The 16,857-nt window shown below is 63.3% G+C and carries 15 protein-coding genes; 9 read left to right on the forward strand and 6 right to left on the reverse strand.

Going from position 1 to position 16,857, the window contains the following annotated elements; genetic code table 11:
• Positions 1-162: 162 nt before the first annotated feature.
• The 4 genes from BcanWU425_RS13755 to BcanWU425_RS13770 all read left to right on the forward strand — a co-directional run bounded on the left by BcanWU425_RS13755 (position 163) and on the right by BcanWU425_RS13770 (position 5,935).
• Complete coding sequence (locus BcanWU425_RS13755; protein WP_018457294.1) at positions 163-1,518, forward strand: hypothetical protein; 1,356 nt, start codon at positions 163-165, stop codon at positions 1,516-1,518.
• Between the two features lie 60 nt (positions 1,519-1,578).
• Complete coding sequence (metK, locus tag BcanWU425_RS13760) at positions 1,579-2,775, forward strand: methionine adenosyltransferase (RefSeq protein WP_204511798.1); 1,197 nt, start codon at positions 1,579-1,581, stop codon at positions 2,773-2,775.
• Between the two features lie 122 nt (positions 2,776-2,897).
• Complete coding sequence (ahcY, locus tag BcanWU425_RS13765) at positions 2,898-4,319, forward strand: adenosylhomocysteinase (protein ID WP_007601979.1); 1,422 nt, start codon at positions 2,898-2,900, stop codon at positions 4,317-4,319.
• A gap of 155 nt (positions 4,320-4,474) precedes the next feature.
• Positions 4,475-5,935, forward strand: coding sequence for a flavin-containing monooxygenase (locus BcanWU425_RS13770; RefSeq protein ID WP_231190553.1), 1,461 nt, complete (start codon positions 4,475-4,477; stop codon positions 5,933-5,935).
• A 19-nt stretch (positions 5,936-5,954) separates the two neighbouring features.
• Here the strand turns inward: BcanWU425_RS13770 and BcanWU425_RS13775 are convergent, their stop codons facing one another.
• Complete coding sequence (locus BcanWU425_RS13775; RefSeq protein ID WP_231190554.1) at positions 5,955-7,190, reverse strand: YbfB/YjiJ family MFS transporter; 1,236 nt, start codon at positions 7,188-7,190, stop codon at positions 5,955-5,957.
• A gap of 29 nt (positions 7,191-7,219) precedes the next feature.
• Complete coding sequence (locus BcanWU425_RS13780) at positions 7,220-7,930, reverse strand: SDR family NAD(P)-dependent oxidoreductase (RefSeq protein WP_204511795.1); 711 nt, start codon at positions 7,928-7,930, stop codon at positions 7,220-7,222.
• A 215-nt stretch (positions 7,931-8,145) separates the two neighbouring features.
• Between BcanWU425_RS13780 and BcanWU425_RS13785 the strand changes: the two genes are divergently transcribed.
• The 3 genes from BcanWU425_RS13785 (at position 8,146) to BcanWU425_RS13795 (ending at position 10,435) form a co-directional block, all read left to right on the forward strand.
• Positions 8,146-9,069 (forward strand): LysR family transcriptional regulator, encoded by a 924-nt coding sequence (locus BcanWU425_RS13785; RefSeq protein ID WP_204511794.1) that lies wholly within the window; start codon positions 8,146-8,148, stop codon positions 9,067-9,069.
• Between the two features lie 146 nt (positions 9,070-9,215).
• Entirely contained in the window at positions 9,216-9,371 is a 156-nt protein-coding gene (locus BcanWU425_RS13790) for a hypothetical protein (protein WP_007612486.1), read from the forward strand.
• Between the two features lie 134 nt (positions 9,372-9,505).
• Complete coding sequence (locus tag BcanWU425_RS13795) at positions 9,506-10,435, forward strand: aspartyl/asparaginyl beta-hydroxylase domain-containing protein (protein WP_204511793.1); 930 nt, start codon at positions 9,506-9,508, stop codon at positions 10,433-10,435.
• Between the two features lie 6 nt (positions 10,436-10,441).
• On the opposite strand, the gene BcanWU425_RS13800 is transcribed toward BcanWU425_RS13795, so the two are convergent.
• Positions 10,442-10,984: a periplasmic heavy metal sensor gene (locus BcanWU425_RS13800; RefSeq protein ID WP_204511792.1), complete on the reverse strand. Its 543-nt coding sequence runs from the start codon at positions 10,982-10,984 to the stop codon at positions 10,442-10,444.
• Positions 10,985-11,114: 130 nt separating this feature from the next.
• Between BcanWU425_RS13800 and BcanWU425_RS13805 the strand changes: the two genes are divergently transcribed.
• Both BcanWU425_RS13805 and BcanWU425_RS13810 read left to right on the forward strand, forming a co-directional pair.
• Positions 11,115-11,573, forward strand: coding sequence for a YybH family protein (locus tag BcanWU425_RS13805; protein ID WP_204511791.1), 459 nt, complete (start codon positions 11,115-11,117; stop codon positions 11,571-11,573).
• A gap of 140 nt (positions 11,574-11,713) precedes the next feature.
• Positions 11,714-13,054, forward strand: a complete 1,341-nt coding sequence (locus BcanWU425_RS13810) for an MFS transporter (RefSeq protein ID WP_204511790.1) — start codon at positions 11,714-11,716, stop codon at positions 13,052-13,054.
• A 64-nt stretch (positions 13,055-13,118) separates the two neighbouring features.
• Here the strand turns inward: BcanWU425_RS13810 and BcanWU425_RS13815 are convergent, their stop codons facing one another.
• The 3 genes from BcanWU425_RS13815 to galE all read right to left on the reverse strand — a co-directional run bounded on the left by BcanWU425_RS13815 (position 13,119) and on the right by galE (position 16,790).
• A complete protein-coding gene (locus BcanWU425_RS13815; protein WP_085383345.1) occupies positions 13,119-13,820 on the reverse strand; it encodes a fumarylacetoacetate hydrolase family protein in 702 nt (233 codons plus the stop codon).
• A gap of 35 nt (positions 13,821-13,855) precedes the next feature.
• Positions 13,856-15,658 (reverse strand): ABC transporter ATP-binding protein, encoded by a 1,803-nt coding sequence (locus BcanWU425_RS13820; protein WP_204511789.1) that lies wholly within the window; start codon positions 15,656-15,658, stop codon positions 13,856-13,858.
• Positions 15,659-15,776: 118 nt separating this feature from the next.
• Positions 15,777-16,790: a UDP-glucose 4-epimerase GalE gene (gene galE, locus BcanWU425_RS13825; RefSeq protein WP_204511788.1), complete on the reverse strand. Its 1,014-nt coding sequence runs from the start codon at positions 16,788-16,790 to the stop codon at positions 15,777-15,779.
• Positions 16,791-16,857 lie beyond the last annotated feature (67 nt).

Here is a 16,857-nt window from a genome sequence, read left to right on the forward strand (position 1 = left end):
CCCGTAGAGGAGAGGCGTCTGTTGGTTACCCGGCAGGGGAAGGTGGTTCACGGCTCCCTGTTGTACAAACGGCAAACAGGGGTGGCTCTATCGCTATTCCCTCGGTGGGCAGATTTTGCTAGGAGGCAGTACCCAATCCCTCTGCCCACTGCGTCCCACTCCATGAAGAATGACGAAATCCTGAGCCAAATCACCGAGTTCTGCCGTAAGGCGGACATGGCGGAGTCGACGTTCGGCCGGCGCGCGGTGAACGATGGGAAGCTCGTGCACCGCTTGCGCGAGGGCAAACGCATCACGATCGATACCCTGGACCGGATCCAGGCCTACATGGCTGCATCGATGGCCGGCGGCGTGCCGCCGCCGCGGGGGCTTCAGGTGCCCCCGGAAAAGCGCGATCCGCGCGGCAATTTCCGCTTTTTCGAGAACCGGCAGAAATACCTGCTGTTCGTCCACACTTGCAGTGAGAAGCGGGTGGTCGCCGAGCGCGTGGCGCTGGAGCTTGCCAGCATCCATCCCCGGCCCCCGGCGCTGCGCGTGTTCGATGCCGGCGTTGGCGACGGCACGGTGCTGGCGCGCGTGCTGCGCTCGATGCACCAGCGCTTTCCGCACATGCCATTCTATGTCGCCGGCAAGGAGCTCAGTCTCGAGGACCTCCGCCTGACGCTGGACAAGGTGCCGGATCGCATTTTCGAGCACCCGGCCTCGGTGTTCGTTTTTACCAACATGCTCTACGCGGAGGCGCCCTGGCTCACGCCGGCATCGCCCGCGGCGGCCGCCGCGACCGTCTGGCACGAGGTTCCCCTGCGGGGTGCCTCCTCCGGTGAGTTCGAGACGCAAATCGCGGAGTTGAAGCCGTTTTTGGAGCAGAACTGGCGCGCAGCGGTCAGCCCGCGCACGGGGATGCCGCTTTATGAGCGGCCCGTCGTGCTGGTGCTCTACCGTGAAGATCAGCGGTTTCTGCTCGATTCGACCATTCCACGGCCGGGTCAGGCCGAGGCCAATTTCGACCTCGTTATCGCATCCCAGCCATACCGGGCGCTGTCCTCGGTCAATTTCAGGGCAAAACGGATCATAGCGCCCCTGGCGCGGGCCTTGCGGGCAGGCGGCCGCCTGATCGGTATTCACTCCCATGGCCAGGATCCGGGCATGGAGATGATCCAGGCGATCTGGCCCGGAGAAAATCCTTTCTCGGTGAGCCGTCATGAGCTATTGCGCGCGGTGAAGTACGAGCTCGGCTCGGTGGGCCGCGACTTAAATTTTAATGCTTATGCAGATAACCGCTCGATCTTCAGGTATGATATGGAAGCGCTGCCCAACGAGGTGACGGGCACCATCGGAACCTCGACGGCCTTTGCAGCCTGGAATGCGGCGGTGTATGTCGCTCAGATTGAGGACGACCGGTTGACGGAAATGACTCAAAACGGCCGCACTCTGGACGCCGCCAGGGACGTGCTGCGAAAGTACAATGGGCTCTGGTTTCTCGACGAATCCTACGTCATCTCGCGCCGGCGTGATTGACATCATTCAAAGCTAAATATCGCAACGCCCGCCAGCTAGCGGCGGAACAAGGGGTTACTGATGCGCGCGTCCTATCTCTTCACCAGCGAGTCCGTGTCCGAAGGCCATCCGGACAAGGTGTGCGACCGGATCTCCGACGAGATCGTCGATCTGTTCTACCGCGAAGGACCGAAAGCCGGCATCGATCCCTGGCAAATTCGTGCCGCCTGCGAAACGCTCGCGACCACCAACAAGGTCGTGATCGCCGGCGAGACCCGCGGTCCCGCATCCGTCACCAACGAGCAGATCGAAGGTGTCGTGCGCGCCGCGATCAAGGACATCGGCTACGAGCAGGAAGGTTTCCACTGGGAGAAGGCGGACATTGAGATCCTGCTGCATCCGCAGTCGGCCGACATCGCGCAGGGCGTCGATGCGCTGCAGCCGGGCGAAGTCAAGGAAGAGGGCGCTGGCGACCAGGGCATCATGTTCGGCTACGCCACCAACGAGACGCCCGATCTGATGCCGGCGCCGATCTTCTACGCCCATAAGATCCTGCGCCTCATCTCGGAAGCGCGGCACTCCGGCCGCGAGAAGGTGTTGGGCCCGGACTCGAAGAGCCAGGTCACCGTGCAGTACGAGAACGGCAAGCCGGTCGGCGTGCGCGAGATCGTGGTGTCGCACCAGCATCTGGTCGAGGACATCTCGTCCAAGCAGATTCGCGACATCGTCGAGCCCTATGTGCGTGAGGCGCTGCCGAAGGATTGGATCACGGCGAAGACCATCTGGCACATCAACCCGACCGGCAAGTTCTACATCGGCGGTCCCGACGGCGATTCCGGCCTGACCGGCCGCAAGATCATCGTCGACACCTATGGTGGCGCGGCTCCGCATGGTGGCGGCGCGTTCTCCGGCAAGGATCCGACCAAGGTCGACCGCTCCGCGGCTTACGCTGCCCGCTATGTCGCCAAGAACATCGTCGCGGCCGGTCTTGCCGACCGCTGCACGCTGCAGCTCGCCTACGCCATCGGCGTGGCGCGTCCGCTGTCGATCTACATCGACACCCACGGCACCGGTAAGGTGTCGGAGGATCAGCTCGAGAAGGCCGCGGCCAAGGCGATGGATCTCACCCCGCGTGGCATCCGCAGCCATCTCGATCTCAACCGCCCGATCTACGCGCGCACCTCCGCCTATGGCCATTTCGGCCGTACTCCCGACAACGAGGGCGGCTTCTCCTGGGAGAAGACCGATCTCGTCGAAGCGCTCAAGCGCGCGGTCTGATCACCGACGACATTTCGGGGCGCCGCGACAGCGGCGAACCCGGTACTTCCATCGCCTCGAGATTCCGGGCTCGCCCCTCCAGGGTGACCCGGGATGACCAATTCAACAACAGGACGCCAGCAATGAACGCGAAGCCCGGCTTCACCGATTACATCGTCAAGGACATTTCGCTCGCCGATTTCGGCCGCAAGGAGCTCTCGCTCGCCGAGACCGAGATGCCCGGCCTGATGGCCACCCGCGAGGAGTACGGCCCGAAGCAGCCGCTGAAGGGCGCGCGTATCGCCGGCTCGCTGCACATGACGATCCAGACCGGCGTGCTGATCGAGACGCTGGCCGCGCTCGGCGCCGACATCCGCTGGGTCTCCTGCAACATCTATTCGACGCAGGACCACGCCGCGGCGGCGATCGCAGCCGCCGGCATTCCGGTATTCGCCGTCAAGGGTGAGAGCCTTACCGAGTACTGGGACTACACCGCCAAGCTGTTCGACTGGCACGGCGGCGGTCACCCGAACATGATCCTCGACGACGGCGGCGACGCCACCATGTACGTCCATCTCGGCCTGCGCGCCGAGAACGGCGACACCAAGTTCCTGGACAAGCCGGGTTCGGAAGAAGAGGAAGTCTTCTTCGCGCTGCTGAAGAAGCAGCTCAAGGAGAAGCCGAAGGGCTACTTCGCCGAGATCGCCAAGAGCATCAAGGGCGTTTCCGAAGAGACCACCACGGGCGTGCATCGTCTCTATGACATGCAAAAGGCCGGCACGCTGCTATGGCCAGCCATCAACGTCAACGACAGCGTCACCAAGTCGAAGTTCGACAATCTCTACGGCTGCCGTGAATCGCTGGTCGACGGCATCCGCCGCGGCACCGACGTGATGATGTCCGGCAAGGTCGCGATGGTCGCGGGCTTCGGCGACGTCGGCAAGGGTTCGGCCGCCTCGCTGCGCCAGGCCGGCTGCCGCGTCATGGTCTCCGAAGTCGATCCGATCTGCGCGCTGCAGGCGGCGATGGAAGGCTATGAAGTCGTGACCATGGAAGACGCCGCGCCCCGCGCCGACATCTTCGTCACCGCGACCGGCAACAAGGACATCATCACGATCGAGCACATGCGCGCGATGAAGGATCGCGCCATCGTCTGCAACATCGGTCACTTCGACAACGAGATCCAGATCGCGGGTCTGCGTAACCTGAAATGGACCAACATCAAGCCGCAGGTCGACGAGATCGAATTCCCCGACAAGCATCGCATCATCATGCTGTCGGAAGGCCGCCTCGTGAACCTCGGCAACGCGATGGGCCATCCGTCCTTCGTGATGTCGGCCTCCTTCACCAACCAGACGCTGGCGCAGATCGAGCTTTTCGCCAACAACAAGGACGGCAAGTACAAGAAGGAAGTCTACGTGCTGCCGAAGTCGCTCGACGAAAAGGTCGCGCGCCTGCACCTCGCCAAGATCGGCGTCAAGCTCACCGAGCTGCGCAAGGACCAGGCCGACTACATCGGCGTCAAGCAGGAAGGTCCGTACAAGTCGGACCATTACCGCTACTGATCCGCTGATCGTATCTATTTTCGACGCAAAGCCCCGGAGCGATCCGGGGCTTTATTGTCTTGAGCGTGACGCACGCGTCTCCTCGAGGTTGTGTCAGGCCGATTGCCAGTTGACGAGCAATGATCCCGGTCAGACAATCCTTGGCAGAGGAAACAATGGCTCAAGACCATTTCGACTTGCTGATCGTCGGTGCCGGCCTGTCCGGGATCGGCGCGGGCTATCATCTTCAGACCAAATGTCCGACCAAGAGCTACGTCATCCTTGAGGGACGCGACTGTATCGGCGGCACCTGGGACCTGTTTCGCTATCCCGGCGTCCGCTCCGACAGCGACATGTTCACGCTCGGCTATTCCTTCAAGCCCTGGACCGATCCGAAGGCGATCGCCGACGGCGCGCAAATTCTCAGCTACGTTCGCGAAACCGCAGCCGAGAACGGCACCGAGAAGCACATTCGCTTTCACCATCGGGTCAAGCGTGCGGCGTGGTCGACGAGTGAAGCGCGCTGGACCGTCGAGGCCGAGCGCATCACCGGCGAGGGCGTGGCACAAACCGTGCGCTTCACCTGCAATTTCCTGTTCATGTGCTCGGGCTATTACAAATACGAGGCGGGCTACACGCCGGAGTTTCCGGGGTTCGCGGATTTCGCCGGCCGCATCGTGCATCCGCAGAAATGGACCGACGACATCGACTGCGCGGGCAAGCGCGTCGTCGTGATTGGCTCGGGCGCGACCGCGGTGACGCTGGTGCCGGAGCTCGCCAAGACGGCCGCGCAGGTCACCATGCTGCAGCGCTCGCCGACCTATGTGGTGTCGCGCCCTGCACAGGATCCCGTCGCCAACAAATTGCGGCGCAATCTGCCGACGCGGCTTGCCTATCACCTGATCCGCTGGCGCAACGTGATGTGGGGGATGTTCTTCTTCCAGCTCATTCGGCGCCGCCCTGCGAAGGTGAAGGAGCTGGTTCTCAAGGGCGTGCAGATGGCGCTCGGCCCCGACTACGACGTCGCGACCCATTTCACGCCGCGCTACAATCCGTGGGACCAGCGGCTCTGCCTCGTGCCGGATGGCGACCTGTTCAAGGCGATCCGCGAGCAGCGCGCCTCCGTAGTCACCAAAGAGATCGACACGTTCACGCACGATGGTATCCGCCTGAAGGACGGCAGCGAGCTTGCGGCGGACATCATCGTGACCGCGACGGGACTGGTGCTCCAGGTCGTCGGCGGTCTTGACATCAGTGTCGACGGCCGCGCCGCGGATTTCGCCAACACGCTGACCTACAAGGGCATGATGTATGCCGACGTGCCCAACATGGCTTCTGCGTTCGGCTACACCAACGCATCATGGACGCTGAAATGCGACCTCACCTGCGAATATGTCTGTCGGCTCATCAACTACATGGACCGGCGCAATTTCCGGCAGTGCATGCCACATAATGACGATCCCACGATCACGGCGCAGCCGTCGCTCGATTTCACCTCGGGTTATGTGCAGCGCTCGGTCGCAAAGATGCCAAAGCAAGGCTCGAAGCGGCCGTGGCGGCTCTACCAAAACTACGCGCTCGACATCGTGTCCTTGCGGTTCGGCCGGATCGACGACGGCGTGATGCAATATTCCTGATCGCGACGACCGCGGCGTTCTAAGCCTTGCGCGTGGCAAGCGGCAGGGCGAGATCAATTGCGAGTGCGAGCACCACGGCGCCGCCGCCCAGCGCGAACAAGACGAGATAATCGCCGCCGGTCTGTGCGTAGATCCAGGAGAAGCCGTAGGCCGCGGCCGCCTGGAACAGCGCAAAGCTGGTCGTGGCATGGCTCCATGTCGTGCGCTGCTGCTCGGCAGAATGTGGGACCAGCTCATGGATGCGTCCGAGCACGAGCGGTACGATGCCAGGTGTGAAGCCGCCGACCACCACGCTCGATACGATTAGCGGGAGAGGCGCGGTACTGACGGTGGGGAGCAACACGGCGGCCGCTTCGATCAGGAAGGCGGCGCGCAGCGCCGGTCCAAACCCAGCGCGGTCCCCGAGATGACCGGTGACCAGCGGGCCGACGATTGCGCCAAGGCCATAGAGCACCCAGTAGTGCGATCCCGCAACAATACCCTGGCCGAGGCCGCGCGCGACGAAATCGACGATGAAGACCATGTGCGGCACCAGCGCCACCGCGTTGAGGCCGTATTGGACGAGCAAGCCGCGAGCAGCGGGCGAAGCGTGCTTCGCCCGCTGCGATGACACGGTATTGGCCTTGGCCTCAGCGGGCCAGTTCCACCAGCTCACCAGCGTGAGCGTGCCCGCGAGCACGCCAAGACCATACCAACTCTGTTGCAAGCCTTGCTGCAGCAACAGCGGCACCAGCGTGCCGGATGCGGCGACACCGAGCCCGACGCCCGCAAAGATCACGCCGCCGACGATGCCGCGCCTCGCCGCCGAGATATGAGGCAGAATGACGGAGGCCGCCAGTACCATGATGATTCCGCCGGTGAGCCCCGACAGGAAGCGCCAGGCGAAGAACCAGGTGAACGACACCGGGGTCGAGCTGGCAAAAAAGGAGAGGGTCGCGAGCAACATCATCGCCCGCAAGCCGCGAACGGCGCCGATGCGCGCGGCCACGGTCCGCGCCGCGAGCGCGCCGGCAAGATAGCCGACCAGGTTCGCTGCACCGAGATAGACGACGTCGGACGGGTCGAACCATTTTGCGGCGATCAGGGCCGGGATTAGCGGCGTGTAGGAAAAGCGCGCGAGGCCAAGCCCGACCAGCGATGCGGACAATCCTGCTACCGCATATCGCCAGGTTTGCTGTGAGCAAGTCTGTGATGTCGAACCCGACCGCTGATGCGATCGGGGGTGGACTTGCTGCTTGGCATCTGCGTCTGTCATATCGTCCTCGTGCGCGAAGGCGCTAGCGTTCAGTGGCCGGCGCTCTGGCCGCCGTCGACATGCAGGATTTCGCCGGTGACGAAGGAGGCGCCCTCGAGATAGAGCACGGCATCGACGATGTCGGACATCTCGCCCATATGGCCGACGGGATGCAGCGCATCGAGCTGGGCGTGCGTCGCGATGGGATGCATCGGCGACTTGATGATGCCGGGCGACACCGCGTTCACGCGGATACCACGCTTGGCATATTCGATCGCCAGTGACTTCGTCGCGGCGCTCAACCCACCCTTGCTCAGCGAGGCCAGCACCGAGGGCACGTTCGAATTGGCCTGGTCGACCAGCGTCGTCGTGATCTGGACGACGTGGCCGGACCTCTGCTTTTCCATCTCGGCGATGCCAAGCTGCGTGACGTGGAAGAAACCAGCGACGTTGGTGCCCATCACCGCTGCATAGTCCTCCGCCGTATACTGCGTGAACGGCTTTGCGACGAAGATACCGGCGTTGTTGACCAGAGTGTCGACGCGGCCGAAGCGGGCGACGGCTTGCGAGACCACGCGCTCGGCGGTCTTCCGGTCGGCGATGTCGCCGGCAATGGTGAGGACATCTTCATCGCCCGACGGCTTAATGGAGCGCGCCGTCGCGACGACGCGATAGTTGCGATCGCGGAAACCCTGGACCAGGGCGGCACCGATGCCCTGCGAAGCACCGGTGATGATGGCAACCTTCTGTTCGATACCCATGATGGGCTCCTGTTGTTGGCTTTTCAGAACCTGCGCCAGCAGCGGCTGGCTTAGTCGATGAGGTACGCCGCAGCGGGCCGGCTGCGAATACGCGCTGTCCGGCAGACACTCTTTCGCGGCGCGAACGAATGCCGGGCGGGCTCCCGGTGGTGGTTGTCGCGGCAGGAGCGAACGCCTAGCTTCCAATCTGACCTCGATGGGCTGGCGGGAAACGTATGGATCGTCTGGATGCGATGAAGGTGTTTGTCCTTGCGGTGGACGAGGGCAGCCTCGCGGCCGCGGGCCGCAAGCTCGGCCGTTCGCCGGCGGCGGTGAGCCGCGCCATTGCTTTCCTGGAGCAGCGGGTCGGTGCCGAGCTGCTGCACAGGACCACACGCTCCATCAAGCTGAGCGAGGAGGGCGAGCGCTATGTCGCGGTCTGTCGCCGCGTGCTCACCGAGTTGGAGGAGGCCGACGACATCGCGACCGGGCCGCGCACGGCCCCCCGCGGCCTGCTCACGATCACAGCGCCCGTGGTGTCGGGTGAGATGGTGCTGCGGCCGATCCTCGATGCGTTTCTCGACGCCTATCCGACCGTCTCGGCAAAACTCCTGCTGTTCGATCGCGCGGTCAATCTGATCGAGGAGGGGGTCGACGTCGCGCTTCGCATCGGTCATCTCGCGGATTCGGCAATGGTCGCGATGCGGGTCGGCGAGATCAGCCGCGTCGTGGTAGCATCACCGCGCTATCTGAAGCAGCATCCGCGCATTACCGAGCCCGGCGACCTCGCCAAGCACCAGATCGTCGCGATGGCGCACCTTCCCCATTCCTGGACCTTTGCACCGCAGGCCGGGTCGTCGGCCGCCCGCACGGTGCAGTTCACGCCGCGGCTCGCCGTCAACAGCACCTATGCGGCGGTGGCCTCGGCCGTCGCCGGCCGCGGTGTGGCGCGAATGTATTCGTACCAGGTAGGTGAGCAGGTCGCGCGCGGCGAACTCGAGATCGTCCTGGCCGGCCACGAGGATCCCGAGATGCCCGCGCATTTGATCTGTCCGCAGGGCCGGCTCTCGGTGCCGAAGGTGCGGACCTTCACGGACTTTGCGGTGCCGCGGCTGAAGAAACAGTTTGCTCGGCTCAAGACCGGCATCACTGCCCGGTGAGCCGCTGCGCGCACGGGAAATGCGTTGTTTTGCGTATACGGCGGGTCGGGTGAATCGGCCATGTTGCCCGAACGGTTAACGCCGGATTAACCGCGGAGTCCTAGCCTGTCTCGGCCGGGGTTACTTGCAAGGCCGAGGTGAGCCCAATGGAAGCCCAGAGAATCGCGGTCGACGCCGTCGTCGCGTTGACCGATTGCGACCGCGACGCAGTCATCGCGTTCATCCGCCGCCTGTATCTTGCCGGCGTCACCGACCCCAAGCGCCTTACCTTCAAGGGCCTCCAGGCGCTGTCACGGGCCTGATTCGGCTCGGTTCGGCGTCAAGTTCCCAACCCTGATCTCCGGAGCGTGATTGCAACCCACCGGCGAATATCTTGCCGCTTGGGTCGCGTCGGGATAGATCACGTCCCCGGTTGAATCACCGGGGAACGGGGGAGATGCTAAAACAGTTTTTTGCGCCGCAACTCGTCATTCTCTATGTGCTGGCGGCATCGACGATCTACGTTCATTTCCGCAGCAAGCAGCGGCTGCGCTTTGCGCGCCAGCTCGGCGACCACTCCACCTATCTCGCGCCCTACAATGTGCTGATGTACGCGGCCTCGGCGGTGCCGAACAAGCCGGTGATCCCGGTGGAGCAGTTTCCGGAGCTGAAAGCCCTCAGCGAAAATTGGGAGACCATTCGCGACGAGGCCGTTCGCCTGTTCGACGAAGGCTTCATTCGCGCGGCGGCGAAGAACAACGATCGGGGCTTCTATTCGTTCTTCAAGAGCGGCTGGAAACGCTTTTACCTGAAATGGTACGATGACTTCCTGCCTTCGGCGCGCACGCTGTGCCCGAAGACGGTGGAGCTGCTCAACTCCATTCCGAGCGTGCATGGTGCGATGTTTGCGATGCTGCCGCCGGGCGGCAAGCTCGGCGCCCACCGCGATCCCTTCGCCGGTTCGCTGCGCTACCACCTCGGTCTTGTCACGCCGAACTCGAACAAGTGCCGCATCCTGGTCGACGGCGTCGAATGCGTCTGGCGCGACGGCGAGGCCTTTATGTTCGACGAGACCTTCATCCACAGTGCGGAGAATGCCACCGACGTCAACCGCATCATCCTGTTCTGCGACGTCGAGCGTCCGATGAAATACGGCTTCATGACCGCGATAAACCGTTGGGTCAGCCACCACATCGTCAAGGCCTCTGCAACCCAGAACGTCGACGGCGAGAGCGTCGGCCTGCTCAACAAGGGGTTCGGCAAGCTCTATGAGATCCATCTTGCGAGCCGCAAGGTCAAGGAATGGAATCGCAACGTCTACTACACGCTCAAATATTCGCTGACGGCGCTGATCCTCGGTCTCATCGTGCTGTCGGCATTGCGGTGATCGCCTTTAGTGACGGTGCTTGTGTTGTTCGGAGTCATCAGGGCGTTGGTAACCGCGCAGCTCCGCGTATCGCTGCATTTGGCTCTGATCGAGCAGGGCGGTTGTCGATAGATGGTATTTGAGGTGGCTTTCGCGGAGCAGTGCCTGGGTTTCCGAAATGGCCACGAGGGCCGCCTTGAGTGACTCCGACGTCACGACGCGGGCGGAGAAGAGGCGGTCCAACTCCGTTTCCTGCTCGACCAGCTTGTTACCTAGCGGGACCGCCTCTTGCTTCATGGCATCGAAGAGGCGCTGAACCCGGATGCGCTGATCCGCAGTCAAGTCAAGCCGATCACCGAACTCGAGAACATGGCTCGGACCGGGATATCCATTGAGCTCGGCGGCAAGTGCCAGGCCCATGCCACGTCCGACTCGAAGATCGTCGATCTGCTGCTGCGACAGCGCCTTGATGGGGCGATGCTCAAGACCGGCATAGGGCTGAACGGACTGCGCGCTGGCAACGTTGCACGAGACGATAAGCGTGGCTGCAAGCAGGAGAAGGCGTCTCATGAGTCTGGCTCCATGAAATCGGCCCGGTTGGTCGATCGATCTCCACCGGTGCTCTCCACATATCTTGCTGGACGGTTCGCCTCATGGCAACAAAGATTGCCGCGATTGAGTTGCGAACATGGAGCAGACGATGGTCTCTTTGCCGACCGCGAATACCGAGATCACGCAGTTCTTCCGCCACTGGCTGGAGACCTTCGCGGGCTATGTCCGCGAGGTCGATTATGCTTCGGCGCGGCCGCTTTTCCATCCGGAAGTGCTGGCCTTCGGCACGCACAATGATGTCATTCCCGGCCTCGACCAATGGGTCACCACGCAATGGGACAACGTGTGGCCGAAGACGTCCGACTTCCGTTTCGTCATCAACCAGGCCTCGGTCCTGGCATCGTCCGATGGCACGATAGCGACCGTGGTCGTGCCGTGGACGAGCACGGGCTATCATCCCGACGGCAGCGCGTTTCCACGCCCCGGCCGGGCCACGATGGTGTTTTCAGGATACGGCGATGCTTGGCTATGTGTGCATTCCCACATGTCGCTCAATCGGGGTGTCCCGCAGACAAGCCACGCCAATCGGCCGGTGAAGGCTTGGTAGTGCCGCCGGGCTTGCGGGCCGACTAAAGTTTTACCCTCTCATTCCAGCTCGGTTGGAACCCTTGGAACCCAATGTCGTTTTTTCAGCAACAATAACAGGTGAAACCACGCAAGCGGGGGCCTATCTGAGGATGCGCTCCCATGGCAACCCTTGATCTCGACGCCACCCGACTTACCGCCCCCGAGCATCAGCGCCAGCTTCGCCGCGCCGTGATCGCCTCCACAATCGGGACTGCGATCGAGTGGTATGACTTCTTTCTTTACAGCACCGTCACGGGTCTGGTTTTCGCAAAGCTCTTCTTTCCTCACTCCGATCCTTGGGTCGGCACGCTGGAGGCGTTTGCGATCTACGCGGTCGGATTCGCGGCGCGGCCCGTCGGCGCGGCAATCTTTGGCCATTATGGCGACCGCATCGGACGTAAATCCACGCTGATCGCGACCTTGCTCTTGATGGGACTGGCGACCGCTGCGGTGGCCGTGGTGCCGACCTATGCCAGCATCGGTATCTGGGGCGCCGTGATCCTGACCGTGCTGCGGTTCATTCAGGGCGTCGGAGTCGGTGGTGAGTGGGGCGGCTCGGTACTGATGTCGATGGAATGGGCGCGCAAGGATCGATCCCGTGGATTGATCGCATCATGGCCGCAGTTCGGTGTGCCCTGCGGGCTTTTCCTCGCCAATCTTGCCGTGCTGGTGTTCAGCCAGATGGCGGGTGATCAGTTCCTGGCATGGGGCTGGCGTATTCCCTTCGCGCTCAGCATCATCCTGGTCGGCGTGGGCCTCTATATCAGGCTCGGCATTCTCGAAACCCCGGTGTTCTCCAGGCTCGTGGCCGAACGCCAGGTCGATCGCACGCCGATGCTCACGGTGATCCGGGAATACCCGAAGGAGATTCTACTGTCTGCCTTTGCGCGCATGTCGGAGCAGGCGCCGTTCTACATCTTCACGGCCTTCGTGTTCTCCTATGGCATCGGCACCCTGCACGTATCGCGCGACTTCCTGCTGACGGCGGTGCTCTCGGCCTCCGTGCTGTCGTTCGTGTCGATCCCGCTGTGCGGACATATCTCCGATCAGATCGGCCGCAAGAACATGTATATGCTCGGCGCTGCCGTGACGGGTATCTTCGGCTTCGTCTATTTCGCCATGCTCAATACGGGGTCGCTGACCATCATCTTCCTCGCAATCATCCTGTCGCTGATTCCGCACGACATGCAGTATGGACCGCAAGCCGCCTTGATCGCCGAGAGCTTCACCGGACGCCTGCGCTACAGCGGCTCCTCGCTAGGCTATCAGCTCGCATCCGTGATCGCCGGCGGCCCCGCGCCGCTGATCGCTACCTGGCTGTACGGCACGTTCCACTCGGCGACCGCGATCGCGATCTACACCGCGATTTGCGCGGTCGTGACGCTGGTGGCGACCGCGATGATGACCGATTACACGGGAAAGGACATCAACGCGGCGGGGGCGTACGAGCGACGAACTTGAATCCGCAAAAAAGCCCCGGACGCCAGGTCCGGGGCTTTGCTGTCCCGTGATCTCGAGCTCAGCCTTATTCCGGCTGACCGATGCTCACCTTGAGCGTACCGACGCCGTCGACGCCGCATTCGAGCTTGTCGCCGGGCTGGAGCTGCGACACGCCGGCCGGCGTGCCCGTCATGATGATGTCGCCGGCGGCGAGCTTCACCTGCTGCGAGAGCTGCCAGATGATCTCGGGCACGTTCCAGATCAGCTCGGTGAGGTCGCCCTTCTGCGCTTCCTTGCCGTTGACCGTGAGCCAGATCTTGCCCTTGGCGGGGTGGCCGATCTTCGATGCCGGCTGCACCGCGGAGCAGGGCGCCGAATAGTCGAACGACTTGCCGACCTCCCACGGACGCTCCTTCTTGCGCGAGGCGATCTGCAGGTCGCGGCGGGTCAGGTCGATGCCGACGGCATAGCCGTAGACATGGTCGAGCGCCTTGTCGGCGGGAATGTTGAGGCCGCCGCTCTTCATCGCGACGATCAACTCGACCTCGTGATGGAGATCTTTGGTCAGCGGCGGATAGGGAATGGTGGCGCCGTCGGGCACCAGCATGTCGGCGTGCTTGGCGAAGAAGAACGGCGGGGCGCGCTCGTCATTGCCCATCTCGCGGATGTGCTCGAGATAGTTGCGGCCGACGCACCAGATGCGGCGCACGGGATAACGGCCGCTTTCCCCGACGACGGGAAGCGAAGCCTGGGTCGGAAGCGGGATGACGTAGGAGGCGGCGTTCATGGTGCGATCTCGCTGCTCTTGAGGTGAAGGGAACTCTATGCGGTTGCGCTGATCGGCGCCAGAGCACCGGCGTCGTGATGTTGCAGGCGGAAGAACGACGCGTAGCGGCCGCCGCGGCGGAGCAGCTCGTCATGCCGGCCCTGCTCGACGATCTCGCCGCCCTCGACCACCAGGATCGCATCGGCGTGCATGATGGTGTGCAGGCGGTGCGCGATCACGATGGTGGTGCGGTTCTGGCAGAGATGCTCGATCGCCTCCTGCACCTGCCGCTCGGACTCGGAATCGAGCGCGGCGGTGGCTTCGTCAAGCAGGATGATCGGCGCGTTCTTGATCAGCGCGCGCGCAACCGCGATGCGCTGGCGTTGGCCGCCGGACAGCTGCGTGCCGTGCTCGCCGACGGGCGTGTCGTAGCCGAGCGGGAAGCCCATGATGAAATCATGCGCGCAGGCCGCCTTGGCGGCGTCGATGATCTGGTCTTCGGTCGCGCCCGCGCGGCCGAACGCGATGTTGCTGCGGATGGTGTCGCGGAACAGATAGACGTCCTGACCGACATAGGCGGTCTGGGCCCGCAGCGATTTTCGCGAGACCGCGCCGATCGACTGGCCGTCGATCACGATGTCGCCTTGCGTCACCTCGTAGAAGCGCAGCAGCAACCCCAGCACGGTCGATTTGCCGCCGCCGGAGGGGCCGACCAGCGCAGTGACCTTGCCGGGCTCGGCAACAAAGCTCATGCGATTGAGGACGGTCTCACCGTTGCGATAGGAAAAGCTGACGTCGCGCAGCTCGATGCGCGCAGTCGACAGTTTCAGCGCCGGCTTGTCGTCGTCGGAATGCTCGCTCGCGGGGCTGTCGACGACTTCCAGCAGCATGCGGGCGCCAACGAGCTGGCTGTTGAGGTCGATGTTGAGCCGCGCCAGCCGCTTGGCCGGCTCGGTCGCCATCAGGAACGCGGTCATGAAGGAAAAGAACGCGCCGGGCGTGGCGTTGAGGGCGACTACGCTATAGCCGCCGTAAAGCAAACAGCCGGCGACCGCGAAGCCGCCGAGCATCTCCATCAGCGGATTGGAGCGGTTGGCGACGCGAGCCATCTTGTTGGCGTTGCGCTCGACGATCGCGATGTTCTCGTCGATGCGGGTCTGCATGGTGTCTTCGAGCGTGAATGCTTTCACCGTGCGGATGCCCTGCAGCGATTCCTGCATCGTCTCCAGGATGTCGGCGGTGCCGGTGAACTGGTTGTAGGCGAGCCCCTTGATGCGCTTGACCAGCTTGCGCAGCACCAGCATCGCCGGTGGCACGGCGACGAGGCCGATGAACGACATCACCGGATCCTGCCACACCATCACGCCGATCATGGCGAGCAGCATCATGAGGTCGCGCCCGACGGCGTTGACCAGCATGCTGAGGACATCGGTGATGGACTTCGCGCCGGCCGTCAGCCGCGCCAGGAATTCCGACGAATGCCGCTCGGAGAAGAATCCGACGCTCTCGCGCATCAACTTGGCGAACAGCTGGCGCTGGTTGGTGGCGAGGATGGCGTTGGAGATCTTGGTCAGGATCACCATGTGGCCGTAGGTCGCCACGCCCTTGATGAAGAGCAGGATCACGGTGATGCCCGAGAACATCGCGATGCCCGGGATGTTCTTGTCGACATAGGCCTGGTTGATGACCTGGCCGAGCACGTAGGTCGCGCCCGCGGTCGATCCGGCGGCAAGCGCCATCAGCGCGAAGGCGACGAGGTAGCGCCGCCAGTAGATGATGCCCTGTTCCGTGACCAGGCGGCGAATCAGCACCGCTGCCGCATAGGGATCGTCGGTGATTTTCTTTGGAAACTGAGCCATCCGCAGTCCATTGACGGCACAGGAATAAGCCTGCCCGCGCGTCAGGGATCGAGCGGCCTCTGTGCCCGCTAAGCCAGCGCTTTTCAAGCCCAATTAAGGGCTTGCCCCCGGATGGAATCTAGGCCGAGGCGGCCTGGCGGAGCTCGCCGTGGCGCTCGCGGAACAGCTTGTCCTCCCACGCCAGCGCATGCGCGGCGATGGTCTCGAGGTCGTCGTATTGCGGCTTCCAGTCGAGCAGGCCCCGGATCCGGCTGGTGTCGGCGACCATGGTCATGATGTCGCCGGGCCGGCGCGGGGCGTATTGCACGGCGAAGCTGCGGCCCGACACACGGCGCACCGCGTCGATGGTCTCCAGCACCGAGTAGCCGCGGCCATAGCCGCAATTGAGCGTCGTCGAGGCGCCGCCGTTGCGCAAATAAGCGAGCGCCGAGCGATGCGCCTGCGACAGGTCAGTGACATGGATGAAGTCGCGGATGCAGCTGCCATCCTGGGTCGGATAGTCGGTGCCGAACACGTCGATCTTGGCGCGCTGGCCGGTCGCGGCTTCCACCGCGATCTTGAGCAGGTGCGTGGCGCCGACGGTGGCCAATCCAATGCGCGCCTGCGGATCGGCGCCGGCGACGTTGAAATAGCGCAGGGTGACGTACTGCATGCCGTAGGCGGCGGCGACGTCGTGCAGCATGATCTCGGTCATCAGCTTCGACGAACCGTAGGGCGACAGCGGCCGTGTCGGCGCATGCTCGGGCACCGGCACCTGGTCCGGATCGCCGTAGACCGCCGCGGTCGAGGAGAAGATGAAGCGGTCGATGCCGCGCTTGACCGCGACGTTGAGCAGGTTGCGCGCGGTCGTGAAATTGTTGCGGTAATAGCCGAGCGGATCGCGCATCGAATCCGGCACGACCACCGAGCCCGCGAAATGGATGATGCTCTCGATGTTGTGCTGGGCGATCACGCCTTCGAGCAGGTTCTCGTCGCCGGCATCGCCAATGAACAGCGGCACGCCTTCGGGCAGATAGGCCGAGAAACCGGTGGAGAGATCGTCGATCACGACGACGTCCTCGCCGGCTTCCGCCAGCGCCAGAACCGTGTGGCTTCCGATATAGCCGGCACCGCCGGTGACAAGCACAGTCATGATCTCACCCGTCTTCGATCAACGCTCCAAGCTAACGTTTACGTGGTGAAGAGTGGGTATCGGCGCG

Source organism: Bradyrhizobium sp. WU425 (assembly GCF_021052305.1).
In the GTDB taxonomy this organism is placed as follows: Bacteria; Pseudomonadota; Alphaproteobacteria; order Rhizobiales; family Xanthobacteraceae; genus Bradyrhizobium; species Bradyrhizobium canariense_D.